Source organism: Paracoccus tibetensis (assembly GCF_900102505.1).
GTDB lineage: Bacteria > Pseudomonadota > Alphaproteobacteria > Rhodobacterales > Rhodobacteraceae > Paracoccus > Paracoccus tibetensis.
On the sequence record NZ_FMVT01000006.1, the window covers coordinates 77483 to 100168 of the forward strand.

A 22686-nucleotide genomic window follows, 5' to 3' on the forward strand; every position below is an offset into this window, starting at 1 on the left:
GATTGTTAGGGATTGTTGCGCCTATGTGCAGAAACCCCCTGTTAACCAAGGGGCGCAAACATCAACCCAGGGTAGTCTTCTGCCGGGCTGCCCGAGGACGACAAGGGACCTGACATGACGGTATTGACCGGTGATTTCGCACTTGGCACCTTCGCAGCGGAGCACCGTCCGGACGGGGCACCTTCGGCCCCGATCCGCCTTGATGCCAGCGGGGACGCGCAGCTCTATCTCCGCCATGTCGAGCAGGGCGTCACCATCCGCGCCCTGGCGCGCGAGGCGGGCTGCCATGCCTCGACCATCCTGCGGCGCATCCGCCGCTTCGAGTCGCGCCGCGACGATCCCCTGGTGGACGGCGCGCTGGCAGAGCGTCCCGCGGGGCGCGCCGAGCGCCCGGACGACCGGCAGGTGCTGCGCGTCCTGCGCCGCCTGTCCGAGCCGGGGGCGGTCATGGCCAGCGCGCCGGGCATGGAGAAGGCGATCGTCACGCGAGAGGACATCCGCACCGCGGTTCTCGAGCGGCGGTTGGCCGAGATGATGGCGCTGCGGGGTTGGGTGATCCAGATCGGGCAGGGCGGGCGGCTCCAACGCTACGTTCTGGCCCCGGCGGGGCGCGAGGCGCTGCGCCAGATGCTGCGCTCGCCGCGCCAGCGCAGCGCGGTGCCCGGCCCGGAGGCCTTCGCCGAGGCGACCCCGGTCGGCACCGACGCCGAGCCGGCGCCCGGCATGGCAGAGGCCGCCCCCGCCTTCGATCATGCCGAGCGGCACCGGGTCTGGGACGCCCGGGTGATCGAGGATCCCGAGGACGGTCGCCGGCGCCATGCCCGCGTGAACATCGCCGAAAGCCCGCTTCTGCTGCTGGCCCGCCGGCGCGAGGCGAACGGCCAGCCCTTCCTCAGCCCCGGCATGGTGACGGCGGGCGAGCGGCTGCGCGAGGATTTCGAGCTGGCGCAGATGGGGCCGCGGGTGACGCAGAACTGGGACGGGTTCATGACCTCGGGCATCGACGTCTCGCGGCAGGGCGGAGGCTATCGCGGCGGCTCGGAATCGGCGCGGGACCGCGTGGCCTTGGCGCTGCGCGAGCTGGGGCCGGGCATGGGTGACATCGTGCTGCGGGTGTGCTGCTTCCTGGAGGGGATCGAGATGACCGAGCGGCGGCTCGGCTGGTCCGCGCGCTCGGGCAAGATCGTCCTGCGCCTCGCCCTGATGCGGCTGGAGCGGTACTACGCCGAGACCTATGGCCGCGGCAGCCCACTCATCGGCTGAAATCCGGCCCGGCGAAACGAAAAAGGGGGCGCCTTCTGGCGCCCCCTTCGTCAACTGCAACTCTGCAAACCGCGACCATTTGAACCGTTGACGATCCAGTCACGGATGGCGGGCGTGATTCACTCGGCCGCTTCAACGTGACGTTGCGACATTTCGGCACGCGCCGCGCGGATGCCGGCGCCGTAGGCCGGGCTGATGCGGTCGAAATGGACCAGCGCCCGCTCCAGCACCGCCTCGTCCGCGCCCTCCATCGCCGCGGCGATGTTGCGGTAGAGACGCGCCCGCTCCTCGGCCGTCAGCACGATGTCGTGCAGCGCGCGGGGCTGGGCGTAGTCGTCGATCTGCTGCTGGTGCGGATGACGACCCGCGAGCCCTGAGATCTTCAGCGGCGGCTCGGCGAAGGACGGATCCTCGACCGGCCCGCCGAAGCTGTTCGGCTCGTAATAGGCATCGGCCGTGCCGGTCTGGTGGCCGAAGAAGTTCATCTGGCCGTCCTTGTGGTAGTGATGCACCGGACACTTCGCCGCGTTCACCGGCAGATGCTCGTAATGCGTCCCAAGCCGGTAGCGATGCGCGTCGGCATAGGAGAAGACCCGCGCCTGCAGCATCTTGTCGGGCGAATAGCCGATCCCCCGCACCTTGTTCGATGGGCTGAAGGCCGCCTGCTCGATCTGGGCGAAGTAGTTGTCGGCGTTGCGGTTCAGGGCGAACTCGCCCACCTCGATCAGCGGGTAGTCGCCATGCGGCCAGACCTTGGTCAGGTCGAACGGGTCATAGGGCGTCTTCTCGGCGTCGAGTTCCGGCATGACCTGCACGAACATCTTCCAGCGCGGATGCTCGCCGCGCTCGATCTTGCCGAACAGCGCCTCCTGGTAGCCCTCGCGGGTGTGGCCGATGATCTCGGCGGCCTCGCCGTTGGTGTAGAAGCGATGGCCCTGCTGGGTCTTGAAGTGGAACTTCACCCAGAAGCGCTCGCCGTCCTTGTTCCAGAAGGAATAGGTGTGGCTGCCATAGCCGTTCATGAAGGTCGGGTCCTGCGGCAACCCGCGGTCCGACATCAGGATCGTGACCTGATGCAGCGATTCGGGCTGCTGGCCCCAGAAGTCCCACATCGCGGTCGCGCTGCGCAGGTTGGTGCGCGGGTGGCGCTTCTGCGTGTGGATGAAGTCGGGGAACTTCAGCGGGTCGCGGACGAAGAAGACGGGCGTGTTGTTGCCCACGACGTCCCAGTTGCCCTCGTCGGTGTAGAACTTCAGCGCGAAGCCCCGCACGTCCCGCTCGTGATCGGCCGCGCCCTGCTCGCCGGCGACGGTCGAGAAGCGCGCCAGCATCTCGGTCGTCTTGCCGACCTGCGCGAAGATCGAGGCGCAGGAATACTGCGTGATGTCGTTCGTCACCGTGAACGTGCCGAAGGCGCCCCAGCCCTTGGCATGGACGACGCGCTCGGGGATGCGCTCGCGGTTCTGGTGGGCGAGCTTCTCGAGCAGCTGGTAGTCCTGCATCAGAAGCGGACCGCGCGGCCCCGCCGTCTCGCTGTTCTGATTCGAGGCGATGGGCGCCCCGGCGGTCGTGGTCATGCGCGGGCGTGTCGAATCGTATGGCTGGCTCATGGCATGGGTCCCCTGTGGTCGTTGTTCCTGCTCGATATTCGCGCGGTGGACTGATAAACACAAATCGGGTTTTCTGCTTGATCCGATAAGGAAGCTTGATGAACATCACCCTGCGCCAGCTGCGCTACTTCCTCGCCTTGGCCGAGCAGGCGCATTTCACCCGCGCGGCCGAGCAGATCAACGTGACGCAGCCCGCGCTCTCGATGCAGATCCGCCAGCTGGAGGCGGTGATCGGCGCGCCGCTGGTCGAGCGGACGCCGGCGGGCGTGGTGCTGACGCCGCAGGGCCGGGCGCTTCAGGCGCAGGCGGCGGGGGTCATGGCGGCATTGGCCGAGCTGGAGCATGCGATGCGCGCGCCGGGGCAGGGCGGGCGGCTGATGCTGGGGATGATCCCGACGGTCGCCCCTTACCTGCTGCCCGTGGCGCTGCCGCTGCTGCGCGCCCGCGACGTCGGGCGCGACCTGCATCTGCGCGAGGCGCAGACCGAGCGGCTGCTGGACGAGCTGGCCGGGGGGCGGCTGGACGCGGTGGTCATCGCCTCGCCGCCCGAGGGCGAGGGCTTCCGGGCCGAGCCGCTGTTCACCGACCGCTTCCTGCTGGCCGGCAGCGCCGCCCGGATCGCGCAGCTGGACGAGCGGGCGATCGAGCCGCGCGCGCTGGACCCCGGCCAGCTGCTGCTGCTGGACGAGGGGCATTGCTTGGGCGATCAGGCGCTGGAGGTCTGCGGCCTGACGCGGCAGGGGCGGCGGCTCGATCTTGGCGCGGCCTCGCTGGCGACGCTCTGCCGGCTGGCCGCGCAGGGGATGGGCCTGACCTTCCTGCCCGAGATCGCCTTGGCGCAGGAGCGCGCCGCCGCGCCCGGCCTGACCGCGATCCGCTTTCCCGCGCCCCAGCCTGCCCGGCAGGTGCTGCTGGTCCGGCGCGCCGCGACCCAAGGCGCGGGCTGGTTCGACGAGCTGGTGCAGGTCCTCTCGGACGCCGGCAGGACGCTGACCGAGGCGGCGAGAGGCCAAGGGCGCGGCAATCGGTCGCGGAACATGGCGCGGCGGGGGCGGTTGGGCCGGCACATCAGTCACCAACCGGGAGAAGACACATGACGACCCTTCTGCGCGCCGCCCTGACATCCCCCGTCGCCCTTGCCTCGCCCTTCGCCCTCGCGCTCGCCCTGCCTGCGGCCGCTGAGTATGGCCCGGTCGAGAGCCAGTTCTACACGCTGGAGGTCGAGACGGTCGCCGAGGGGCTGGAACATCCCTGGGGAATGGCTTTCCTGGACGAGGACCGCTTCCTCGTCACCGAGCGCAACCCCGGCACCGTGCGCCTCGGCACCCGCGAGGGAGGCATGGGCGAGGTGGTCTGGCAGGCCGAGGACCTCTTCCGCCCCGAGGGCGAGACCGAGCGCAGCCAGGCCGGCCTCTTCGACATCGTGCTGCATCCCGACTTCGACGAGAATGGCTGGGTCTATCTCAGCTATTCGCGCGAGACCGACCGCGGCGCCGCCCTCGTCGTCGTCCGCGGCACGGTGACGGGCGAGGGCGAGGACGCCCGGATCGAAGAGGTCGAGGACATCTTCGTGATGAAGGAAGAGGACCAGGACTCCAGCGGCCTGCATTTCGGCGGCCGGATGGCCTTCGATCCTTCCGACAACGCGCTGTTCCTGACCGTGGGCGAGCGGCGCAACATCTCGCGCGCTCAGGATGCGAGCGATCAGGCGGGTTCGGTCCTGCGGATGACGGATGCGGGCGAGCCGCATGGTGACAACCCGACCTTTGCCGTGGACGAGGATGACCAGAACGACAGCCCCGACGATTATCTCTTCTCCATCGGCAATAGGAACGTGCAGGCGCTTGGCATGCATCCGGTGACGAACGAACTGTGGGCCTCGGATCACGGCCCGCTCGGCGGGGACGAGATCAACCTGATCGCCGCCGGCAACAATTACGGCTGGCCCTTCACCACCGGCGGCGACGACTATTCCGGCGCGCCGATGGGCGTTGGCGAGACGATGGAGGGGATGACCCCGCCGGTCCACATCTTCGGCGAAACCGTCGCCCCCTCGGGCCTGACCTTCGTGCCGGACGGCGCGGAAAAGGCCGAATGGGCGGGCGACATGCTGATCGGCGGCCTCGTGACCGAGGGGCTGATGCGCGTGCGGCTGGAAGGTGGCGCGGTCGCCGAGGAAGAGGCGATCGAGATCGGCCGCCGCATCCGCGACGTGCAGGTTGGACCGGACGGCATGGTCTGGCTGCTGACCGAGCACGAGGACGGCGAGGTGCTGCGCCTCGTGCCGCAGGTGAACTGATCCGCACGGCTTGATATGATCGCCCCGCGGCCCCCGCGTTGCCAAGCGGGGCGATCTGTCCTATCTCTGGCGGGACCGCCAGCAAAAGGACCGATGCCTTGCGCGACCTGCGAATCCCGGACCAGCGCCACCCCGAAAAGGCCCACCGCCCCGACCAGGCGCAGCCGAAGAAGCCCGCCTGGATCCGCGTGAAGGCGCCGACCTCGGAAGGCTACAAGCAGACCCGCGACCTGCTGCGCGAGAACCGCCTGTCCACCGTCTGCGAAGAGGCTGGCTGTCCGAACGTCGGCGAATGCTGGAGCCAGGGCCACGCGACCATGATGATCATGGGCGAGATCTGCACCCGCGGCTGCACCTTCTGCAATGTCGCGACCGGCAAGCCGAACGCCCTCGACGTGTTCGAGCCGGGCCGCGTCGCCCATGCGGTCCAGAAGCTCGGCCTCAACCATGTCGTCGTCACCAGCGTCGACCGCGACGATCTGGACGATGGCGGCGCCGAGCATTTCGCCCAGACCATCCGCGCCATCCGCCACCGCTCGCCCGGCGCCACGATCGAGGTGCTGGTGCCCGACTTCCTCAAGTCGAAGCCCGGCGCGCTGGAAACCGTGGTCGAGGCGCGCCCCGACGTCTTCAACCACAACCTCGAGACCGTGCCGGCGCTCTACCCGACCGTGCGGCCGGGCGCGCGCTACTTCCACTCGCTGCGGCTTCTCCAGCGGGTGAAGGAGCTGGACCCGGCGATGTTCACGAAGTCCGGCATCATGGTGGGCCTGGGCGAGGATCGCCAGTCGGTGCTGCAGGTCATGGACGACATGCGCGCGGCCGATATCGACTTCATCACCATCGGCCAGTATCTGCAGCCGACGCCCAAGCACCACCGCGTCGACCGCTTCGTGACCCCGGAAGAGTTCGCCAGCTACGAGAAGTCGGCCTATGGCAAGGGCTTCCTGATGGTCTCGGCGACGCCCCTGACGCGGTCCTCCTACCATGCCGGCGACGATTTCGCCCGGCTGCGCGACGCGCGTCTGGAAAAGCTGGGCCGCGCCTGAGCTGCCACTTGCCAAACGCCCCGGCCGGATTTACGGCAGGGGCATGACCTCGTCAGGGGTCTCGCCGTAAGAGCGCCGGCAGGTCCGGGGGTGTGGCGGAATGGTAGACGCGACGGATTCAAAATCCGTTTCAGCAATGAGTGTCGGTTCGAGTCCGACCACCCCTACCACGCTCTTGGGAAGTTATGGCAGTGGCTTTGATGTCAGCTTGCGCGACGGGGAATGATCCTGCGGACGCTGTTTTTCAATGCGTTCACAGCCTTCATCTTGATCCTGTCGCTTGCCGTCCATTGCCGGTGGCCGATCTTCCAGAAGGCAGTATCGGTCAGTTGAGATATCCGGTACCCCTTGTTCTGTATTTGCTTAGATAATCCAATCTCGCATGAAACGGCTTCGATGTAGCTTTCACCCATGAGCGGGAAGCCATTCACCTGCTCCAGAATTTCTCTGCTTGTGAACAGAATGATGCTGACGAGGTGAGTTCCCGTGTCGCCTGGATCGACGCCGAACGCCGAAAGATTGGCTTGATACTTGTCGATCGTGTTCGCAACTCCGGAGGCGGCTCCGAGATCAAGCTCCGTGCACTTTCTTATGTAATCCCAGGTCATGGCGTTCCACATGATGTGCTCGCCGAGAAGACCGATTCCCTGATCCGTCTGGAAACGGTGGACATACCGCCTGAGCCAATCCTGCTCCTTGATGAAGCATTCTGCCTGAAGGAACAGATAGTAGTCATAGCCGGGCCGTTCTTTCCATCCGGCCTGCCATGCTCCCAAGTTCCAGCCCTCATTCTTGCGGTTGATGACCTCGATCCGAAGGCCCTGAAAGCCCGCTGGAACTTCTAAGGGTTTTTCGTCTCCCCCGTTGCAGACGATGAGCACGTCGAAAGGTTCGTTCGCCGGATATTTCTCCATCTGAGCAAGAAGTCGAAGGAGCGCCTTAGGCGATCTACCAATCCAGTAGCAAATTACGACGCAGACACTCGGTTTCATCGGCAACACCTCAACATTCTGACATCGTTTGAACGGCCAGATCCACACGGTTGGCAGATCTTCGTGATTTAGGTGAAATGCTTTCGCTCGGACCGCGAACGGAACTTCTGCTGTGCCTTGATAATAACCTTTTGCTTCATTCTTGATGAAGGCAAGGAAAGTGCAGGCCCGCCTCGGTCTGCCGAATATTGCATGGCATTTACAAGCTCCACGTCCTCCAGAGCCGCACGAGGCGGATATGGTGGAACGCCGGCAAACCTCACCACATCAGCCATGGCTGACACGAGTTGTCCTACTGCGATCTGCTGATCATCCAGCCGGTGTCCGAAGAACGGGTTGACCCAGTCAACGATACCGTCTGGCGTGTCGATCCATGCGCGGGTGAGATCGCCGTCCTCCACCTCGCGCTGGACAGGCGATGTCATCGGCTTCCGCCTGCCGCAGTCGAAGCGGGCCGCGCCCGGCAGCAAGGTGCCTTTGCTGCCATAGACGCAGAACTTGCTTGGAGGCCTGTGCAGAATCGCGTCGCCTTCCGACGAGAAGCGGTGGAGCAACAGACCGCCATCCTCACAGGTCACGGTACCTGACAGCCACCGCTCGGATGTCCGTCCAATGCGGTGCCAGTTGCCCTGCGTGTGAATTGCGCGGCGATGGCGGCCCATAAGCGTCCTCGCCAAGGCAATTCCATGGTAGTCATAAATGGCAAAATCGTTCTCAACCGCTTCGACGTGTCCGATGAGGCCGAGTGCGATTATCCTGCGCATCAACTGCGCCTCGGGCATGAAGGGAAACTGTTCGGCCACGCTCACCATCAGGCGTCTGGTATCGATCTCCCTCAGTATCTTGCGCCCGCTGTTCTCGTTCCAACAGAACGGCGTCTCGAGAAGCAGCGGAATGCCGAAAGTGAGCAAACCGGGATACATGCTGTCGTTCGTGCCTGGAGGCGTTGCGACGATGAGAACCTCGGGACGTGCGCGAGCGATCATCTCCTCGGTATTGGTACCTGCCGACCATCCGGTCCTGGACGTGATGCGATCAGCGCCTTCCTTACTGCGGGTCGCGACACCGCAGACCTCGGCAACGTCAGACAACGCCTGCATCACCGGAGCGTAAACCGTCTCGACACGGTGGCCGCCGCCGATGAAGCCAAAGCGGACGCGCCGACTGTCTGCGTGCGCTCGATCCAAAGGCTGTGCCGCCACTCGAGGCGTCAGGTCGTCGCGGATATGATCCGCAAGCCTCATTGCCAATGCAACGAGGGTCTGCGTCGGGTTCATGTGGCCGTTGCTCGCGAAGACCGAACTGCCTGCAACATAGAGTCCGGCTACGCCGTGCACCTGACAGGTGGCGTCGACGACACCATGTGCGGGATCATTGGACATTCGAGTCGTGCAAGACGGATGGGCCAGATCGATCAGATCCTGCTTCCAACCTTCGAAACTTCCGTTCACCCAGTCAGGGCGATCATAACGCGCTTCGCCGAGCCGCTGTGCTTCCGTACGAAAAGCTTCCTCGACGACCTTGACCGTGGCGAATTCGCGCTCTGAGATCCGCCAGTCGATCTGTGCCAGCGGCCTGCCAAACCTGTCGCGCTTGCTGGATAGGGTTACGCGGCTCTCGGGGATCAACTCCTGCTCGGATACGCAGCCGATGACGCTGTGGGACGGCCTGTTCAGCGGAGGCCGCTTGACGAGCATCCGATCATACGCGGCTTGCGACAGACCTAGGGGCTTGCTTATTCCTTGCCAGAAGTCTCGCAGAGCCTCGCGTCTTTCGCCTGATCGGAACTGGCGCGCAGCCTTGGCAACGGAAGACAGGGGATTAGGCGTCGAACCATATTCAACAAGGTGTATGGAAGCGTTGAGGACCTCATGATGCCGTTGCATCTCCTCGGAGAGCCTCAGTCCCAGGACATGCCCTCTGGTCGTGCCAAACTGAGGATGCCACCTGCTGCCCAATCTTCGGCGGATATTGATCCCGGCATCGCCGACAAAGGTCGCCACCGGAGTGAAGGTGTGATCGCACAGGTAGCGGCCGACCTGATCGTGCTTGTTGCCAAGACCGGCAGGATTGGTGCTGCGTGAGGCAAGCAGAAGCCGCGCATTCTGGATGCCTCCACAGGCCAGGACGACACGCCGCGCCGTGAACGTAAGCTGCGTGCCGTCTTGCGTAAGGACCGCTGCGCCTGTGACCGCGCCGGTCACCGGATCGGCGTTCACCTCGGCAACGGTGGCCGAGGTGAAGATGTGGACGTTCTCGCTGCTCTGAAGTGCCGCCCTGCATCGCCTTCCAACATGGACCGGTGTCGAGCCTCCGGTGTGCTGCAGAAGGTCCTTCGGCCCTTGCCCTTCCGGCGTGAAGTCCTGCACCACAGGTGCGTGATCCTCTGGCGACCGGCTGAATTGCCACAGGACTGGCTTGAACAGTCCCTCGTCGACGGGAACATGATCGAAGCTCTGCCTTAAGTCGATGGATCCCTGCTCGGCCGGACGAGTGGGCGCTATGCCCAAGAACGCCCCGGCGCGCTGATAGAAGGGCGCAAGATCCGCCGGCCGGACCGGCCAGCCACTCAGCGGCACCCAAGGGCGCGCGTGAAAATCCATATCGTCCAGAGTGCCGCATCGTCCGGTCCAAAGGGCCGAGGAGCCCCCAAAGACGCGACATCCCACATCGCCATGTGCCGCGCGACGATGACCAATGGACACGTGCTCGTTCAGAGCGTCGGCTTCCTCCTGACGCTCGTCCCCGCCGCTTTCTAGAACTGCCACCTGCAACCCGCTCGGCATCAGTTCGGTCGCAATGGCAAGCCCGGCTGGCCCCGAACCCACGATGAGGACGTCGAAGTCGCGTAGATCAGACGTACCTGCATCCAGGTTGACGATTGTCATAAACAACTCCGCAAATCAGCAACCTTGAACGCTCGGAGAACAACCCGCTTGAAGGACCATAACCGCACGCGAGTGCTTTGACCATACGTGGGTTAGCTGATGCTGCCTGATCCACGAGTGATTTGCCGGAGGCTTATTTCGATTCAGCGGAACACGACTTTGTTTTCAATGCCATCGTTAGAAGCCTTGCCTTCGGAATAAATGCCGCCAACCATCTTCGTGCAAATAGAGGTTGTTGATCGGCTCACTTTATCAACTTACAATGTATTGCGTGCTGTCGCGTTGACATAACAATAATATCATATCCAAACGCCGAGCGTCTCCAGCCACGTTAGTTTCAAGCAATGTTGCCTTCGTTCGAGCAGGTCTCTGACGCGCAAGTAAACATGCATACCAGACGTCTGTGACAACTTGTCTTCACATCGTCGATCCGCACCGCTGAGCCCCTTACCGATGTCAGATACCGATGTCAGAGCATTGGAAAGCCCCACGTGCAGCGGGGCCTTCCAGCAACATTGATATTGCGCCTACTGAACGAGCGCGCCCTTGTTCTGCAGATGGCGCTGCGCCATGCGCCGGCCGGTGCGGCCAGTCGCAAGCGTTCGTGCCGCAACCGCGTCGAAGCTGTCATCGGCCAGCTGCGGGAAGAGGGTCAGAATCTCTTCGCGCGCGGCGGGTCCGACGGCTTTCATCGCCTCGGGGCCGGTGAAGAGCGACTCCGTCTCGGCTCCGTTCGCAACGATCACCTCGTGCCGGTCGAACATAATGTGGAAGTACTCCACGCTGTCGATGTCCTCGGCGACGTCGATGCCGTCCAGCAGCACAAGCTGTTTCGCCGCGACCAGCACCTCGATGGTACCGAACATCTTCTGCGCGATCTTTGAGCGAACGAGGATGCGATGCTGCGGCGATACGATCAGGTCGGTCGTTGGCATGTTGTCCCCAAGCGCGCCTGCCGAAATGCGGATCGGGCGGAGGTTGGGGTGCGTCCTCAGTAGCTGCGCGGACAAGAACTGGCTGCCCATCCAGCGGATGGGTTGCGCACCGTGGTCCTTCGTCAGAACAAGATCGTCCTTCTGCAGATCCTCGATGGCACGCAGGCCGTGCACGGTTTCAATCATCGTCCCTCGTGCGAAGCAGACAATGCCAAAAGCGGGGCTGTAGCCATTGTCGTTGCGAAGGCGCAACGTAATTTCTAACGTCCCTGTCACACCTTGAAGGAAACCTGGCGCACCTTCCGGATAGATCAGCGTCGTGACTGTCTGGCCGAGGGCGTTCGTCCGCCTTACCAACATGACCGGGTAGGTAACTCCTACCACAGCTTCAGCAGTCCCAACGCCAATTACAACAGCATTATTAAAATCGTTCGGTCCAGTGATGCCCGTGGACGTTCGGTCATAGTCGAGGGTCTCCCCCGGATTGATGGAGCCATTCCCGTTCTGATTATCGCCAGTAACGGTGCCGGTGGAGGGGAGGAGGTTAGTCAGGTTCAGCACCAAAGCAGATGTAGAGGAGTTATCGGCGCCGAATGTAACGTTGAGCACGGTGCTTGTGTTGACAAGGTAGGCGTTGGGTACGGTGACCATGTCGCGGTGTTCTCCATTCTATCGACAAATTTCACCAGCACCGGCCGAAATGGCCGGAACAAAAAAGCTTCGCGTTGAGCTGGGGAATGAACCAACGGTCACATCACCCGGCAGACAGGCCTACGGACCTGATCGAGGGACGGAGCCACCCAGGCTCCGAATGTGATTCGCCGGCTCGGCCGACGACTCCAAGATGTCATGATCGAAATGCCCAATCAATCTAAAATTGTATTTACAATGACAACTCGCCCAACGTGTCCGGGCGGCATTGATCGCATATTAACTGAACTGCCAGTGGTCAGGTGACAGCTGCGGCCTTCAAATCTGCAACCGGGGGTGGCGCGAACGCGAGCTTTGTGACGCATCCAGTGGGAGCGTGATAAAGCGAGCTTTCTCCAGACCATAGCCTGCGAGATTCCGGGCCGGCCTGCGGAACAAACCTCGGCGGACAGCCGTTAGTCCGCCGAAGGTGACATCGCACCCGGAAAGGAACATCACATGGCACAGAACCCCACCGTCGACCAGATGAAGAACGACGCCAAGTCCGGCGCGAACGAGGCCAAGCGCGACCTGGAAAGTGGCGCCCGCAACATCGCGGACGAGGTCAAGACCACCGCGAACAAGCTGGCAGGCAACTCGGGCGCCGACCGCCTGATGGATCGCGGCTCGGAGCTGGCCGACGAGGCCATCGCCACCGGCCGTGAATATGCCGACCGCGCCCGCGCCGAGGCCGAGCGTCTCTACGAGACCGGCCACCAGAAGGCGCAGGAAGTCGCGCATTACGCCGAAGAGCGTTACGACGAGGTCTCCGAGATGGTGCGCCGCAACCCGGGCCAGGCGCTCGGCATCGCGGCCGGCATCGGCTTCCTGTTCGGCCTGCTGCTGTCGCGCCGCTGACAAGGGGGGCGGGCATGTTCGACTTCGCGCATAACCTGAAGCTCGCGGTGTCGGACCGCGTCAAGGGGGTCGGGCTCAAGGCCGCGGGCGGCGTCATCGCCGCCGTGGCCGCCGGCTTCCTGATCGCCGCCCTCTGGGCCTTCCTCGCCCATGAGCTGGGCTGGGGATCGGCCCTCGCCTCCCTGGCGATCGCCGTGCTGCTGCTGGTGGTGGCGGCGATCCTCTTCGTGGTGTCCAAGCCCAAGCACCGGATGCCGACCACGGACGATCTGAAGCGCGAGGTCGAGGCCCGCGTGACGCTGGCCTCGAACGCCGCCGCCGATCGTGCGCGGGCCGAGGCGGCGCGGGTCATGGACATGGCCGAGAACAAGGCCCATTCGCTGATGGACCAGGTCAGCTACCGGGCGACGAAGCTGGCGGACGACGCCGAGCGGAAGGTTTTCGGCACCGTGCGCCAGGGCGCGGTGGCCATGGGCCTCACCAGTGAGAATGTCCGCGACGTCAAGCGCCAGGCGGCCCATGGTCAGGCGGCGGTCAGCCGCGCGGCCAACAGCAATGCGGGCAGCATGGCGAAGCTGCTCGGCGCCTTTGCGGTCGGCGTGACGCTGGCGGCGAAGCTCTCCGAGCGGCGCGACGACGACGAGGATGACTACGATTACGAGTTCGATCCCGACGACATCATCTGATGGCGTCACATGGACAGGCCGCGGCAGTCGCCGCGGCCTTTTTCATGCGCGCCGCAGGGCCTGACGGGGCAATTCCGCGAGCAGTTCCTCGACCATCTGCATCAGGTCGGGGCGGGTGAAGGGCGAGGGAAGGGTGAGCCAGCCGCGCGCCGCGACCGCCTCGGGCGGGTCCAGATCCAGCCGGACGACCACGGGCCAGTCATGCCGTTCGGCCAGCGCGCCAAGGCCGGTCGCATCGATGTCGGACAGCGACTGCTTGGTGATGATGACGGGCAGGGCAGGGAGGGACGGAAGCGTCTCGGCCGTGTCAAGCAGCGCCTCGATCGATGCGTATCGGCGGGACAGGCAGTCGGGGCTGGCCTCGGCAAGACCCTCGGCCATGTCCTGGGCGATGAAGCTGTCGCGCTCGATGATGAGGAAGCAGAAGGGCGTATGGGCCATGGGGATAGTCTTGCATCCCATAGCCCATCTGGCAAACCAACATTTGTTCAGGCAAAAACCCGCCGGTCAGAGCCGCGGCAATGCTGTCAGGCGTTCGCTTCGCGGATCTTCTCGGCCGCGGCCTTGTCGAAGGCGATGCTCTTCTGGTCCAGCAGCTGGTCCAGTTCGCCCGAGAGCGTCATCTCGGTGATGATGTCGCAGCCGCCGACGAACTCGCCCTTGACGTAGAGCTGCGGGATTGTCGGCCAGTCGGAGAAGTCCTTAATGCCCTGACGGATGTCGGCGTCCTTCAGCACGTCCACGTCCTGGTAGGGCACGCCCATGTAGTTCAGCACGCCCGCGACACGGCTGGAAAAGCCGCATTGCGGCATCTCGCGCGTGCCCTTCATGAACAGCACGACGTCGTTGCTGTCGATCAGGTCCTGGATGCGGGTCTTCGCGTCGCTCATCGGGTGGTCCTTTCAGGTGCGGCCGGCCCCGCGGGGCGGCCGTGTCGGTGCGGGCTCAGTCAGGGGCCTTGGTGGTCAGCGCCAGCGCGTGGAGGGCGCCGGAGGGGCCGTCCATCTTGCCTTGCAGCGCGGCATAGACGGCACGCTGCTGCTGGACGCGGTTCTGGCCTCGGAAGCTCTCGTCGATGACCTCGGCGGCGTAGTGGTTCCCGTCGCCGGCCAGGTCCGTCACCGTGATCCGGGCGCTCGGGAACGCCGCGCGGATCAGGGCCTCGATCTCATGAGCTTCCATCGCCATGGGCAAATCCTTCCATCCGTTCCGTTGGATGTAGGCCATGCCGGAAGGGCCTGCAAGGGCAGGCAGAGGCGGTGTGGGGCAACGCCTCCGCCGCTGGTGCCTGATCAGGGGCTGGTCGCCGCGCCCACGGTGCCGCCGACCACGGCGCCGGCAGGACCGGCCAGGACAGCGCCGCCGAGACCGCCGGTCGCCGCCCGCTCGGTCGGGGTGTTGCCGCAAGCGGCGAGGACCGCAAGAACGCCGCCGCAGAGCGCAAATTTCATCGTCTTCATCTGGATATCCTTTGATAAAGCGCCGGTGCTGGCGCAGGGGGACAGGGGAAGAAGCCTCGAGAACGTGATCGGTTCCCCCTTGACAGAACGGGAAGGGGCGGCGCCCGGAGGTGCCGCCCTTTCTTGCCGCCAGATCGGGCGATCACATGCCGACTTGGGCCTGCGCGCTTTCCGACTGAATCACCTGCCCGGCCGTCGAGATGTCGCGACCGGCGCCCTGCACCGTCTCGCAGGCCGCAAGGCCCATCACCGCCAGAACCGCGCCGAGGCCGAGAAATTTCTTCGCCATGTCCTGCTCCTTGAGGTTGATATGGCAGAAGAACGTGGGCGCGCCCGGTGGGTTCCGCCTTCCGAAGGCGACGCCGGAGCGGAGGCAGATTTCGGCAGAGACGGCGCGCCCGCCTGCGCGCTCACTCCGGCAGGACCTCGCGCAGATAGGCCAGCATGTTGCCGCCCATCACCTTGGCGATCTGGCTTTCGGTGAGGCCCGCGTCCAGCAGCGCCTGTGTCAGCGCCGGCAGATGGGCGGCGTCAAAGGGCGTGTCCACCGAGCCGTCCCAGTCAGAGCCGAGCGAGACGTGATCCTCGCCCACCAGTCGGGTCGCCGCGACGATGGCGCCGGCGACATCGGCGGGCGTGCGGCCGCAGACGACGTCGGACCAGAAGCCGATGCCGATCAGCCCGCCCGACGCCGCAATGGCCTGCACCAGATCGTCGGGGATGTTGCGCGGGCTGGGGCAGTGGCTGTGGATGCCGGTATGGGACAGGACCGGCCGCGTGCCGGGGATCTCCAGCACGTCGCGCACGATCTGCGGCGAGGCGTGGGTCAGGTCGATGATCATGCCCCGCGCCATCATCCCGTCGACGATCTGCCGGCCGAAATCCGTCAGCCCGTCGCCCGAGCCGCCCTCGCCATGCAGGCTCCCGCCCAGCTCGTTGTCGAAGAAATGCGTGAGGCCCATTAGGCGGAAGCCGGCATCGTAAAGGACCTGAAGGTTCGCGATGTCGCCTTCCAGCGGATGCCCACCCTCGCTGCCCAGCAGCGCGCCGAGCTGCGGCGTGCCCGCGGCGCGCGTCTCGATCAGCGCCTCCAGATCGGCGCGGCTGCGGATGATGCGGACCTCATCCGGCGCGCGCTCGGCGGCGCGGGCGAGGGCCTCAGCCTGAACCAGCGCCCGCGCGCGCAGCGAGAACCAGGCGCCGGGCGGGCGCAGCTGGCCGATGAAGAGGGGGGTGATGTTGTCGCGCGCCTCGGTTTCGTTGTGCTCGTAGTTCTGCCCGCGCGGGCTTTTCGTGACCGTGGTCAGCACCTGCAGCGCCACATTCCCCTCGCGCAGGCGCGGGATGTCGGTATGGCCCTGCGCGACGCGGCGCAGCGGGTCGCGGCCCCAGAGCAGCATGTCCGAATGCCAGTCGCCGATGAAGAGGCGTTCGTGCAGCGCCTCGGCCTCGGGGCTGACCGGCCAGCCGCTCTCGGGCATGGTCACGGGGTTCAGGTCGCGCTCGACCCAGGCCGGCGCGAGGCTGAAGAAGGCGATGGCCGCAAGGACGAGGAGGGCCGCGAGCCCCCAGAGGATGCGCCGGATCATGCTGTCTCCCGTTTTACGGGCAGCATAGCGCGCCCGCGCCCTGATGGAACGGGCGTCAGGTGCGCGTCTCGCGGATCAGGCGCAGGATGTCGGCGGCGGCCGAGGGGATGTTGGTGCCCGGCCCGAAGATCGCCTTAACCCCGGCCTTCTTCAGGAAGTCGTAGTCCTGCTGCGGAATGACGCCGCCGCAGATCACCAGGATGTCCTCGGCCCCCGCCGCCTTCAGCGCCTCGATCAGTTTCGGGGCCAGCGTCTTGTGCCCCGCCGCCTGGCTGGAGATGCCGACGACATGCACGTCGTTGTCCACCGCGTCCTGCGCCGCCTCCTCGGGCGTCTGGAAGAGCGGCCCCACATCGACGTCGAAGCCGATGTCGGCGAAGGCGGTGGCGATCACCTTGGCACCGCGGTCGTGTCCGTCCTGACCCATCTTCACGACCAGCATCCGGGGGCGGCGGCCTTCTTCCTCGGCGAAGGCCTCCACGTCGCGCTGGATCTGGGCGAAGCCCTCGTCGCCCTCGTAGGCGGCGCCGTAGACGCCGGCGAGGGTGCGGACCTCGGCGCGGTGGCGGCCGAACTCGTCTTCCATGGCCATGCTGATCTCTCCGACTGTGGCGCGGGCGCGGGCGGCCTCGACGGCCGCTTCCAGAAGGTTGCCGCCCATCCGGGCGCGGCGGGTGATCTCGGCCAGGCTGGCCTTGACCGCAGACTCGTCGCGGGCCTCGCGGATGCGCTCGAGCCGGGCGATCTGGCTGTCCCGGACGGCGACATTGTCGATGTCGAGGATGTCGATCGGGTCTTCCTTGTCCTTGCGGTACTTGTTGACCCCCACGATCACGTCCTCGCCCCGGTCGATCAGCGCCTGCCGGCGGGCCGCCGTCTCCTCGATCCGCAGCTTCGGCATCCCCGAGGCGACGGCCTTGGTCATGCCGCCCATCTCCTCGACCTCCTCGATCAGCGCCCAAGCCTGCTCGGCCAGCTGCGCGGTCAGGCTTTCGATGTAGTAGCTGCCCGCCAGCGGATCGACGACATGCGTGATGCCCGTCTCCTCCTGAAGGATCAGCTGGGTGTTGCGGGCGATGCGGGCGCTGAACTCGGTCGGCAGGGCGATGGCCTCGTCCAGCGCGTTGGTGTGCAGCGACTGCGTGCCGCCAAGCGCCGCCGACATCGCCTCATACGCGGTGCGAATGACGTTGTTGTAAGGGTCCTGCTCCTGCAAGGAGACGCCCGAGGTCTGGCAATGCGTCCGCAGCATCAGGCTGCCGGGCTTCTTGGGCGAAAACTCGGTCATGATGCGGTGCCAGAGCAGGCGCGCGGCGCGGAGCTTGGCGATCTCCATGAAGAAGTTCATGCCGATGGCGAAGAAGAACGAGAGCCGCCCGGCGAAGGCGTCCACGTCCATGCCTGCCGCGATCGCGGCGCGGACATATTCGCGCCCGTCGGCCAGCGTGTAGGCCAGTTCCTGCACGAGGTTCGCGCCGGCCTCCTGCATGTGGTAGCCCGAGATCGAGATGGAGTTGAACTTCGGCATCTCGGTCGCCGTGTACTCGATGATGTCCGCGATGATCCGCATCGAGGGCTCGGGCGGGTAGATGTAGGTGTTGCGGACCATGAATTCCTTGAGGATGTCGTTCTGGATGGTCCCGGACAGCTGGGCGCGGGAATGGCCCTGCTCCTCGCCCGTCACGATGAAGTTCGCCAGGATCGGGATGACGGCGCCGTTCATCGTCATCGAGACCGAGACCTGATCCAGCGGGATGCCGTCGAAGAGGATCTTCATGTCCTCGACGCTGTCAATGGCGACGCCGGCCTTGCCCACGTCGCCGACGACGCGCGGGTGGTCGCTGTCATAGCCGCGATGGGTGGCGAGGTCGAAGGCGACGGACACGCCCTGCTGCCCCGCGGCTAGGGCGCGACGATAGAACGCATTCGATTCCTCGGCCGTCGAGAAGCCGGCATATTGCCGGATCGTCCAGGGGCGGCCGGCATACATCGTCGCGCGCGGGCCGCGGGTGAAGGGCGCAAAGCCGGGCAAGCTGCCCAGATGGTCCAGCCCAGCAAGGTCGTCCTCCGTATAGAGGGGCTTCACCGGGATGCCTTCCAGCGTCGCCCAGGTCAGCTCGGCCGGATCACGGCCCTTCAACTCGCGGCTCGCCAAGGCCTGCCAGTCCTGAAGCGTCGGTTTTGTCATGATCCGTCCTTTCCCGCGAGGCCGCTTGCCCTATATTCTAGACAGCAAGAGGTGCCGATGAAGTTGAAATTCCTGCTATTCGCCACGCTCGTGGCCGCGATGGGGCCGGGGCGGGACGCGCCGCCGCCCGATCCCGACACCGTCGGCGAACCCGCGACGGCGCCCCAGGCCGCCTCGCGCGCCGAGCCCGCGCGCAATCCCGCCCGCCTGCCGCCGGTCACCGCCGAGCCCGCGCCGCCCGCCGCCCCGCAGGAGCCGCCGACCGAGGCCAGCGCGACGCCCGAGCTGACGGTTCTCACCGCCGCGGATGCCGAGCCGGCCCAGTTCCTCTGGCAGCAGCGCCCCATCGTCGTCTTCGCCGACACGCCCGGCGATCCGGCCTTCAACGAGCAGATGCGGATGCTGACGCAGGGCGCGGCGACGCTGATCCAGCGCGACGCGCTCGTCATCACCGACACGGACCCGGCGGCCAACAGCATCTGGCGCCAGCAGCTGCGCCCGAGTGGCTTCTCGCTGGTGATCCTGGACAAGGACGGGCAGGTCAAGCAGCGCAAGCCCTCGCCCTGGACCGTGCGCGAGATCGGGCGCGCCATCGACCGCTTCCCCCTGCGCCGGCAAGAGATGGGGCGCGCGGCGGTGTTGCCGTAACCAGTCCGGCGAAACTTGTGGAATTGCGGCGCGTTTCCTATATCCTTGACAGGCGCGGGCAAGGGGCCTGCGCGATGGAGGAGATGGGCCATGGCCAATTCGACCGCAGCAGAGCGCCGGACGATCCGCCCGGTCACCGCGTCCGAGCCACGGCCCGAGACGCGCCTCGACAGCCGCAGCCCGTCCGAGCCGCAGAAGAAGCCGAAGCTCCTGCGCGCCAACGAACTCGTGCGGGCCATCGGTCTTCCCCCCATCACCGGAAGCTCCGGTCCGAAGCTCTGGTACTGAGCCCCGAACTTCCCGCGCCTGAGCCGCCAAGCCCCGCGCGCAGCTGATCCAGCTCGGCCGGCAGGCGCTGCGCGATTTCGCGCGCCCGTGCCTCGCGGCCCTCGGCGATCATCCTCTCGAGCGTTTCCCCTGAGCCTTGCAGGCTGACCGTCAGCACGGTGATTGCCTCGAAGCCCGCGTCGCGCGCCTGTGCTGAGAGCGACAGGTAGTCCTCCATCATCCGCGCCGCCTTCTGCGAGTCCTGGCGCACGATCCGCCGCAATTCGCGCGCCAGCGCCGACATGACGGACAAAAGCCGGTAATAGATGACCACGGGGTCGATGACCGGGGCGGGCAGCACGTGGATCTCGGCGATGAGGGCGGCGAAGATCCGGTCGTTCACCTCCTGCGGCAGGATCGGGACGACGGCGCCGCTGCGGACGCTCTCGATCAGGCTTGCCGCGTCCTCGGGGCTGGGCACCTGCAGCTCCAGCGCGACGACATAGGCGCGGATCTCGGCCAGCAGGGCGCGCTGGATGTCTTCTTCGCGCGAGCGGCGCAGGCGGTCGTCCCGCCGGCGGTTCTGGGCGGCGGCGACCAGCCAGCCGGTGGCGACCACCACGCCCGCGACCACCGCCTGCAGCACCTGCGGGCTGACAAGGTTTTCCAGCGGGATCATGCCGGGCCCCACACGTCCCGCGGGAACCGATGCCGCGCCTGATGCGTCACCCTGACTGCGACACGGAGGACGCCATGCGACTTGCCCGATTGACCGCACTTCTGGCCGGGGTGATGCCCGGCCTCGCCCAGGCCGTCCAGCCGGGCGATCTGTCGCCGCAACCGCTGCAGGAAGGCACGCTGGAGAGCCTGCGCTGGCAGGCCCGGCCCGTCGTGATTCTGGGCGAGGGCGCCGAGGTCGAGGCGCAGATCGGCGCGCTGATGGCCGAGGCCGGCGCCCTGCGCGAGCGGGACGTGGTGCTGCTGACCGACGGGCCGGGCGCCGCGCCGCTGCGCGAGCGGGCGGGCGAGGGGTTCATCGTCATGCTGATCGGCAAGGACGGGGGCGTGAAGCTGACCCAGAACAGCATGATCGACCCGACCGAGATCGTCTCGCTGATCGACACCATGCCCATGCGCCAGCAGGAGGCGCGCGACTAGGCCGCGCGCCGCAGTTTCCGGATGGCGCGCGGGGCGCGTCACTCGAACTCCATGATGACGTCGTCGACCTTGAGGCTCTGGCCCGGCTCGGCATTCACCGACTTGACGGTGCCGTGCCGCTCGGCGCGCAGGATGTTCTCCATCTTCATCGCCTCGACCGTGGCGAGGGCCTGACCCTCCTGCACCTCGTCGCCCGCCGCCACGTTGATCTTCACGACCAGCCCTGGCATCGGGCAGAGCAGCAGCTTCGAGGTGTCCGCGGCCTCCTTCACCGGCATCAGCCGCGCCAGTTCGGCCGCGCGGGGGCGGCGCACATGCACCTTCAGATCAGCGCCCCGCGTCCGGAGGCGATAGCCCGCCGCGATCCGGTCCACCTTCAGGACCAGCGGCGCGGCATCCACGACCAGCCGCGCAAGGCTGCTGCCGGGCTTCCAGTCGCTCTCCACCCGCAGCTCCTCGCCGTCGATGCTGACGGTCGAGCCGTTCTTGTCGGCGCGGATGCGGACGGGAAACTCCTCATCGCCGACGAAGACGACCCAGTTCTCGCCCACGTGGCGCTCGTGGTGGTCCAGCCGGCCGCTGATGCGGGTGCGGCGGATCTCGGCGACGCGGTGCATCGCCGCCGCCGCCGCCGCGATGCGGCGCAGTTCGGCATGGGGCAGCTGGGCGCCGGTGAAGCCCTCGGGGTACTCCTCGGCGATGAAGGCGGTGGTGATGTCGCCCGAGACGAATTTCGGGTGGTCCATCACGGCCGAGAGGAAGGGCAGGTTGTGGCCGATCCCCTCGACCTCGAACTCGTCCAGCGCCTGCCGCATCCCCTCGATGGCACCCTCGCGCGTCGGCGCCCAGGAGCAGAGTTTCGCGATCATCGGGTCGTAGAACATGCTGATCTCGCCGCCCTCGAAGACGCCGGTGTCGTTGCGGACAGCCGTCTCGCCGGGCTGCGCGTCCTCCAGCCACTTGCCGTTCGCCAGCATCGGCCCCGCAGCGACCTCGGCCGGGGGACGGTAGCGGGTCAGGCGGCCGATGGAGGGCAGGAAGCCGCGATAGGGGTCCTCGGCATAGAGCCGGCTCTCCATCGCCCAACCGTTGATGGTCAGGTCGCTTTGCGCGAAGGGCAGGGCCTCCCCCGCCGCCACGCGGATCATCTGCTCGACCAGGTCGACGCCGGTGATCAGCTCGGTCACCGGATGCTCGACCTGAAGGCGGGTGTTCATCTCGAGGAAGTAGAAGTTGCGCGCGCCGTCCACGATGAACTCGACCGTGCCGGCGCTGGTATAGCCGACGGCCTTCGCCAGCGCGACGGCCTGGCTGCCCATCGCGGCCCGCGTCTCGGGGTCGAGAAAGGGCGAGGGCGCCTCTTCGATGACCTTCTGGTTGCGGCGCTGGATCGAGCATTCCCGCTCGTGCAGGTAGACCGCATTGCCGTGCTGGTCGGCGAGGACCTGTATCTCGATGTGGCGGGGCTGGGTGACGAACTTCTCGATGAAGATGCGGTCGTCGCCAAAGCTGCTGGCGGCCTCGTTCTTCGAGGATTCGAAGCCCTCGCGCGCCTCGGCCGCGGTCCAGGCGATCCGCATTCCCTTGCCGCCGCCGCCCGCGCTGGCCTTGATCATCACCGGAAAGCCGATCTGCTCGCTGATGCGCGCGGCCTCCTCGGCATCTGCGATGAGGCCCATGTAGCCGGGCACCGTGGAGACCCCCGCCTCGGCGGCGATCTTCTTCGAGGTGATCTTGTCGCCCATCGCCTCGATCGCGCCCGAGGGGGGGCCGATGAAGGCGACGCCCTCGGCCTCCAGCGCCTCGGCGAAGCGCTTGTTCTCGGACAGGAAGCCGTAGCCGGGATGGACCGCCTCGGCGCCGGTCTGGCGGATGGCGTCCATGATGCGGTCGATCACGATGTAGGACTGGTTCGCCGGGGGCGGGCCGATATGAACGGCCTCGTCGGCCATCTTCACGTGCAGCGCACCGCGGTCGGCATCCGAATAGACCGCGACGGTCGCGATCCCCATGCGCCGCGCCGTCTTGATGACGCGGCAGGCGATCTCGCCCCGGTTCGCGATCAGGATCTTCTTGAACATGGCCCCTCCCGACCGATGGACATGA

General features: G+C 66.2%; 22 protein-coding genes and 1 tRNA gene. 10 read left to right on the top strand and 13 right to left on the bottom strand.

Annotated elements, in window-relative coordinates:
• Positions 1 to 114 precede the first annotated feature (114 nt).
• Positions 115 to 1263: a DUF6456 domain-containing protein gene (locus tag BLP73_RS09845; protein ID WP_139165928.1), complete on the top strand. Its 1149-nt coding sequence runs from the start codon at positions 115 to 117 to the stop codon at positions 1261 to 1263.
• Positions 1264 to 1382: 119 nt separating this feature from the next.
• On the opposite strand, the gene BLP73_RS09850 is transcribed toward BLP73_RS09845, so the two are convergent.
• Positions 1383 to 2873: a catalase gene (locus BLP73_RS09850; protein ID WP_090743354.1), complete on the bottom strand. Its 1491-nt coding sequence runs from the start codon at positions 2871 to 2873 to the stop codon at positions 1383 to 1385.
• A 98-nt stretch (positions 2874 to 2971) separates the two neighbouring features.
• On the opposite strand from BLP73_RS09850, the gene BLP73_RS09855 reads away from it, so the two are divergent.
• The 4 genes from BLP73_RS09855 to BLP73_RS09870 all read left to right on the top strand — a co-directional run bounded on the left by BLP73_RS09855 (position 2972) and on the right by BLP73_RS09870 (position 6391).
• Positions 2972 to 3970 (top strand): hydrogen peroxide-inducible genes activator, encoded by a 999-nt coding sequence (locus tag BLP73_RS09855; RefSeq protein WP_090743358.1) that lies wholly within the window; start codon positions 2972 to 2974, stop codon positions 3968 to 3970.
• Positions 3967 to 5172: a PQQ-dependent sugar dehydrogenase gene (locus BLP73_RS09860; RefSeq protein ID WP_090743364.1), complete on the top strand. Its 1206-nt coding sequence runs from the start codon at positions 3967 to 3969 to the stop codon at positions 5170 to 5172. The genes BLP73_RS09855 and BLP73_RS09860 overlap by 4 nt, the downstream gene beginning before the upstream one ends.
• Before the next feature lie 98 nt (positions 5173 to 5270).
• A complete protein-coding gene (gene lipA / locus BLP73_RS09865; RefSeq protein WP_090743367.1) occupies positions 5271 to 6221 on the top strand; it encodes a lipoyl synthase in 951 nt (316 codons plus the stop codon).
• An 86-nt stretch (positions 6222 to 6307) separates the two neighbouring features.
• Positions 6308 to 6391, top strand: a tRNA-Leu gene (locus BLP73_RS09870).
• A 33-nt stretch (positions 6392 to 6424) separates the two neighbouring features.
• Here the strand turns inward: BLP73_RS09870 and BLP73_RS09875 are convergent.
• The 3 genes from BLP73_RS09875 to BLP73_RS09885 form a co-directional block, all read right to left on the bottom strand.
• The gene (locus BLP73_RS09875) at positions 6425 to 7135 is read right to left on the bottom strand and encodes a glycosyltransferase family A protein (RefSeq protein ID WP_090743370.1); all 711 of its coding nucleotides are present in this window, start codon (positions 7133 to 7135) and stop codon (positions 6425 to 6427) included.
• Between the two features lie 146 nt (positions 7136 to 7281).
• Complete coding sequence (locus BLP73_RS09880; RefSeq protein WP_090743373.1) at positions 7282 to 10101, bottom strand: GMC oxidoreductase; 2820 nt, start codon at positions 10099 to 10101, stop codon at positions 7282 to 7284.
• Between the two features lie 527 nt (positions 10102 to 10628).
• Positions 10629 to 11687, bottom strand: a complete 1059-nt coding sequence (locus tag BLP73_RS09885) for a Hint domain-containing protein (RefSeq protein WP_245686622.1) — start codon at positions 11685 to 11687, stop codon at positions 10629 to 10631.
• A 498-nt stretch (positions 11688 to 12185) separates the two neighbouring features.
• Here BLP73_RS09885 and BLP73_RS09890 point away from each other — a divergent pair, with 498 nt between their 5' ends.
• Positions 12186 to 12584, top strand: a complete 399-nt coding sequence (locus BLP73_RS09890) for an ElaB/YgaM/YqjD family protein (RefSeq protein WP_139165929.1) — start codon at positions 12186 to 12188, stop codon at positions 12582 to 12584.
• A 14-nt stretch (positions 12585 to 12598) separates the two neighbouring features.
• Positions 12599 to 13270, top strand: a complete 672-nt coding sequence (locus BLP73_RS09895) for a hypothetical protein (protein ID WP_090743379.1) — start codon at positions 12599 to 12601, stop codon at positions 13268 to 13270.
• A gap of 42 nt (positions 13271 to 13312) precedes the next feature.
• On the opposite strand, the gene BLP73_RS09900 is transcribed toward BLP73_RS09895, so the two are convergent.
• The 7 genes from BLP73_RS09900 to scpA form a co-directional block, all read right to left on the bottom strand.
• Complete coding sequence (locus tag BLP73_RS09900) at positions 13313 to 13711, bottom strand: hypothetical protein (RefSeq protein WP_090743382.1); 399 nt, start codon at positions 13709 to 13711, stop codon at positions 13313 to 13315.
• Positions 13712 to 13797: 86 nt separating this feature from the next.
• Positions 13798 to 14160: a Grx4 family monothiol glutaredoxin gene (grxD, locus tag BLP73_RS09905; protein WP_090743385.1), complete on the bottom strand. Its 363-nt coding sequence runs from the start codon at positions 14158 to 14160 to the stop codon at positions 13798 to 13800.
• A 55-nt stretch (positions 14161 to 14215) separates the two neighbouring features.
• Positions 14216 to 14458, bottom strand: a complete 243-nt coding sequence (locus BLP73_RS09910; RefSeq protein WP_090743389.1) for a BolA/IbaG family iron-sulfur metabolism protein — start codon at positions 14456 to 14458, stop codon at positions 14216 to 14218.
• A 104-nt stretch (positions 14459 to 14562) separates the two neighbouring features.
• Positions 14563 to 14730, bottom strand: coding sequence for a hypothetical protein (locus tag BLP73_RS19380; RefSeq protein ID WP_090743392.1), 168 nt, complete (start codon positions 14728 to 14730; stop codon positions 14563 to 14565).
• A gap of 142 nt (positions 14731 to 14872) precedes the next feature.
• Positions 14873 to 15019, bottom strand: coding sequence for an entericidin A/B family lipoprotein (locus BLP73_RS09920; RefSeq protein ID WP_090743395.1), 147 nt, complete (start codon positions 15017 to 15019; stop codon positions 14873 to 14875).
• A gap of 121 nt (positions 15020 to 15140) precedes the next feature.
• Positions 15141 to 16319 (bottom strand): dipeptidase, encoded by a 1179-nt coding sequence (locus BLP73_RS09925; RefSeq protein ID WP_090743398.1) that lies wholly within the window; start codon positions 16317 to 16319, stop codon positions 15141 to 15143.
• Between the two features lie 55 nt (positions 16320 to 16374).
• A complete protein-coding gene (scpA, locus tag BLP73_RS09930) occupies positions 16375 to 18507 on the bottom strand; it encodes a methylmalonyl-CoA mutase (RefSeq protein WP_090743401.1) in 2133 nt (710 codons plus the stop codon).
• Between the two features lie 57 nt (positions 18508 to 18564).
• On the opposite strand from scpA, the gene BLP73_RS09935 reads away from it, so the two are divergent.
• Both BLP73_RS09935 and BLP73_RS19015 read left to right on the top strand, forming a co-directional pair.
• Entirely contained in the window at positions 18565 to 19155 is a 591-nt protein-coding gene (locus BLP73_RS09935; protein WP_342672086.1) for a DUF4174 domain-containing protein, read from the top strand.
• 90 nt (positions 19156 to 19245) lie between these two features.
• Positions 19246 to 19443 carry a hypothetical protein gene (locus tag BLP73_RS19015; protein ID WP_139165930.1) on the top strand — a complete coding sequence of 66 codons (198 nt, stop codon included), beginning with the start codon at positions 19246 to 19248 and terminating at the stop codon, positions 19441 to 19443.
• Here BLP73_RS19015 and BLP73_RS09940 read toward each other — a convergent pair.
• Entirely contained in the window at positions 19409 to 20101 is a 693-nt protein-coding gene (locus BLP73_RS09940) for a hypothetical protein (RefSeq protein WP_139165931.1), read from the bottom strand. The genes BLP73_RS19015 and BLP73_RS09940 overlap by 35 nt on opposite strands.
• A 74-nt stretch (positions 20102 to 20175) precedes the next feature.
• On the opposite strand from BLP73_RS09940, the gene BLP73_RS09945 reads away from it, so the two are divergent.
• The gene (locus tag BLP73_RS09945; protein ID WP_175453301.1) at positions 20176 to 20580 is read left to right on the top strand and encodes a DUF4174 domain-containing protein; all 405 of its coding nucleotides are present in this window, start codon (positions 20176 to 20178) and stop codon (positions 20578 to 20580) included.
• Positions 20581 to 20618: 38 nt separating this feature from the next.
• On the opposite strand, the gene BLP73_RS09950 is transcribed toward BLP73_RS09945, so the two are convergent.
• Positions 20619 to 22661 carry an acetyl-CoA carboxylase biotin carboxylase subunit gene (locus BLP73_RS09950; protein WP_090743410.1) on the bottom strand — a complete coding sequence of 681 codons (2043 nt, stop codon included), beginning with the start codon at positions 22659 to 22661 and terminating at the stop codon, positions 20619 to 20621.
• Positions 22662 to 22686: the final 25 nt, after the last annotated feature.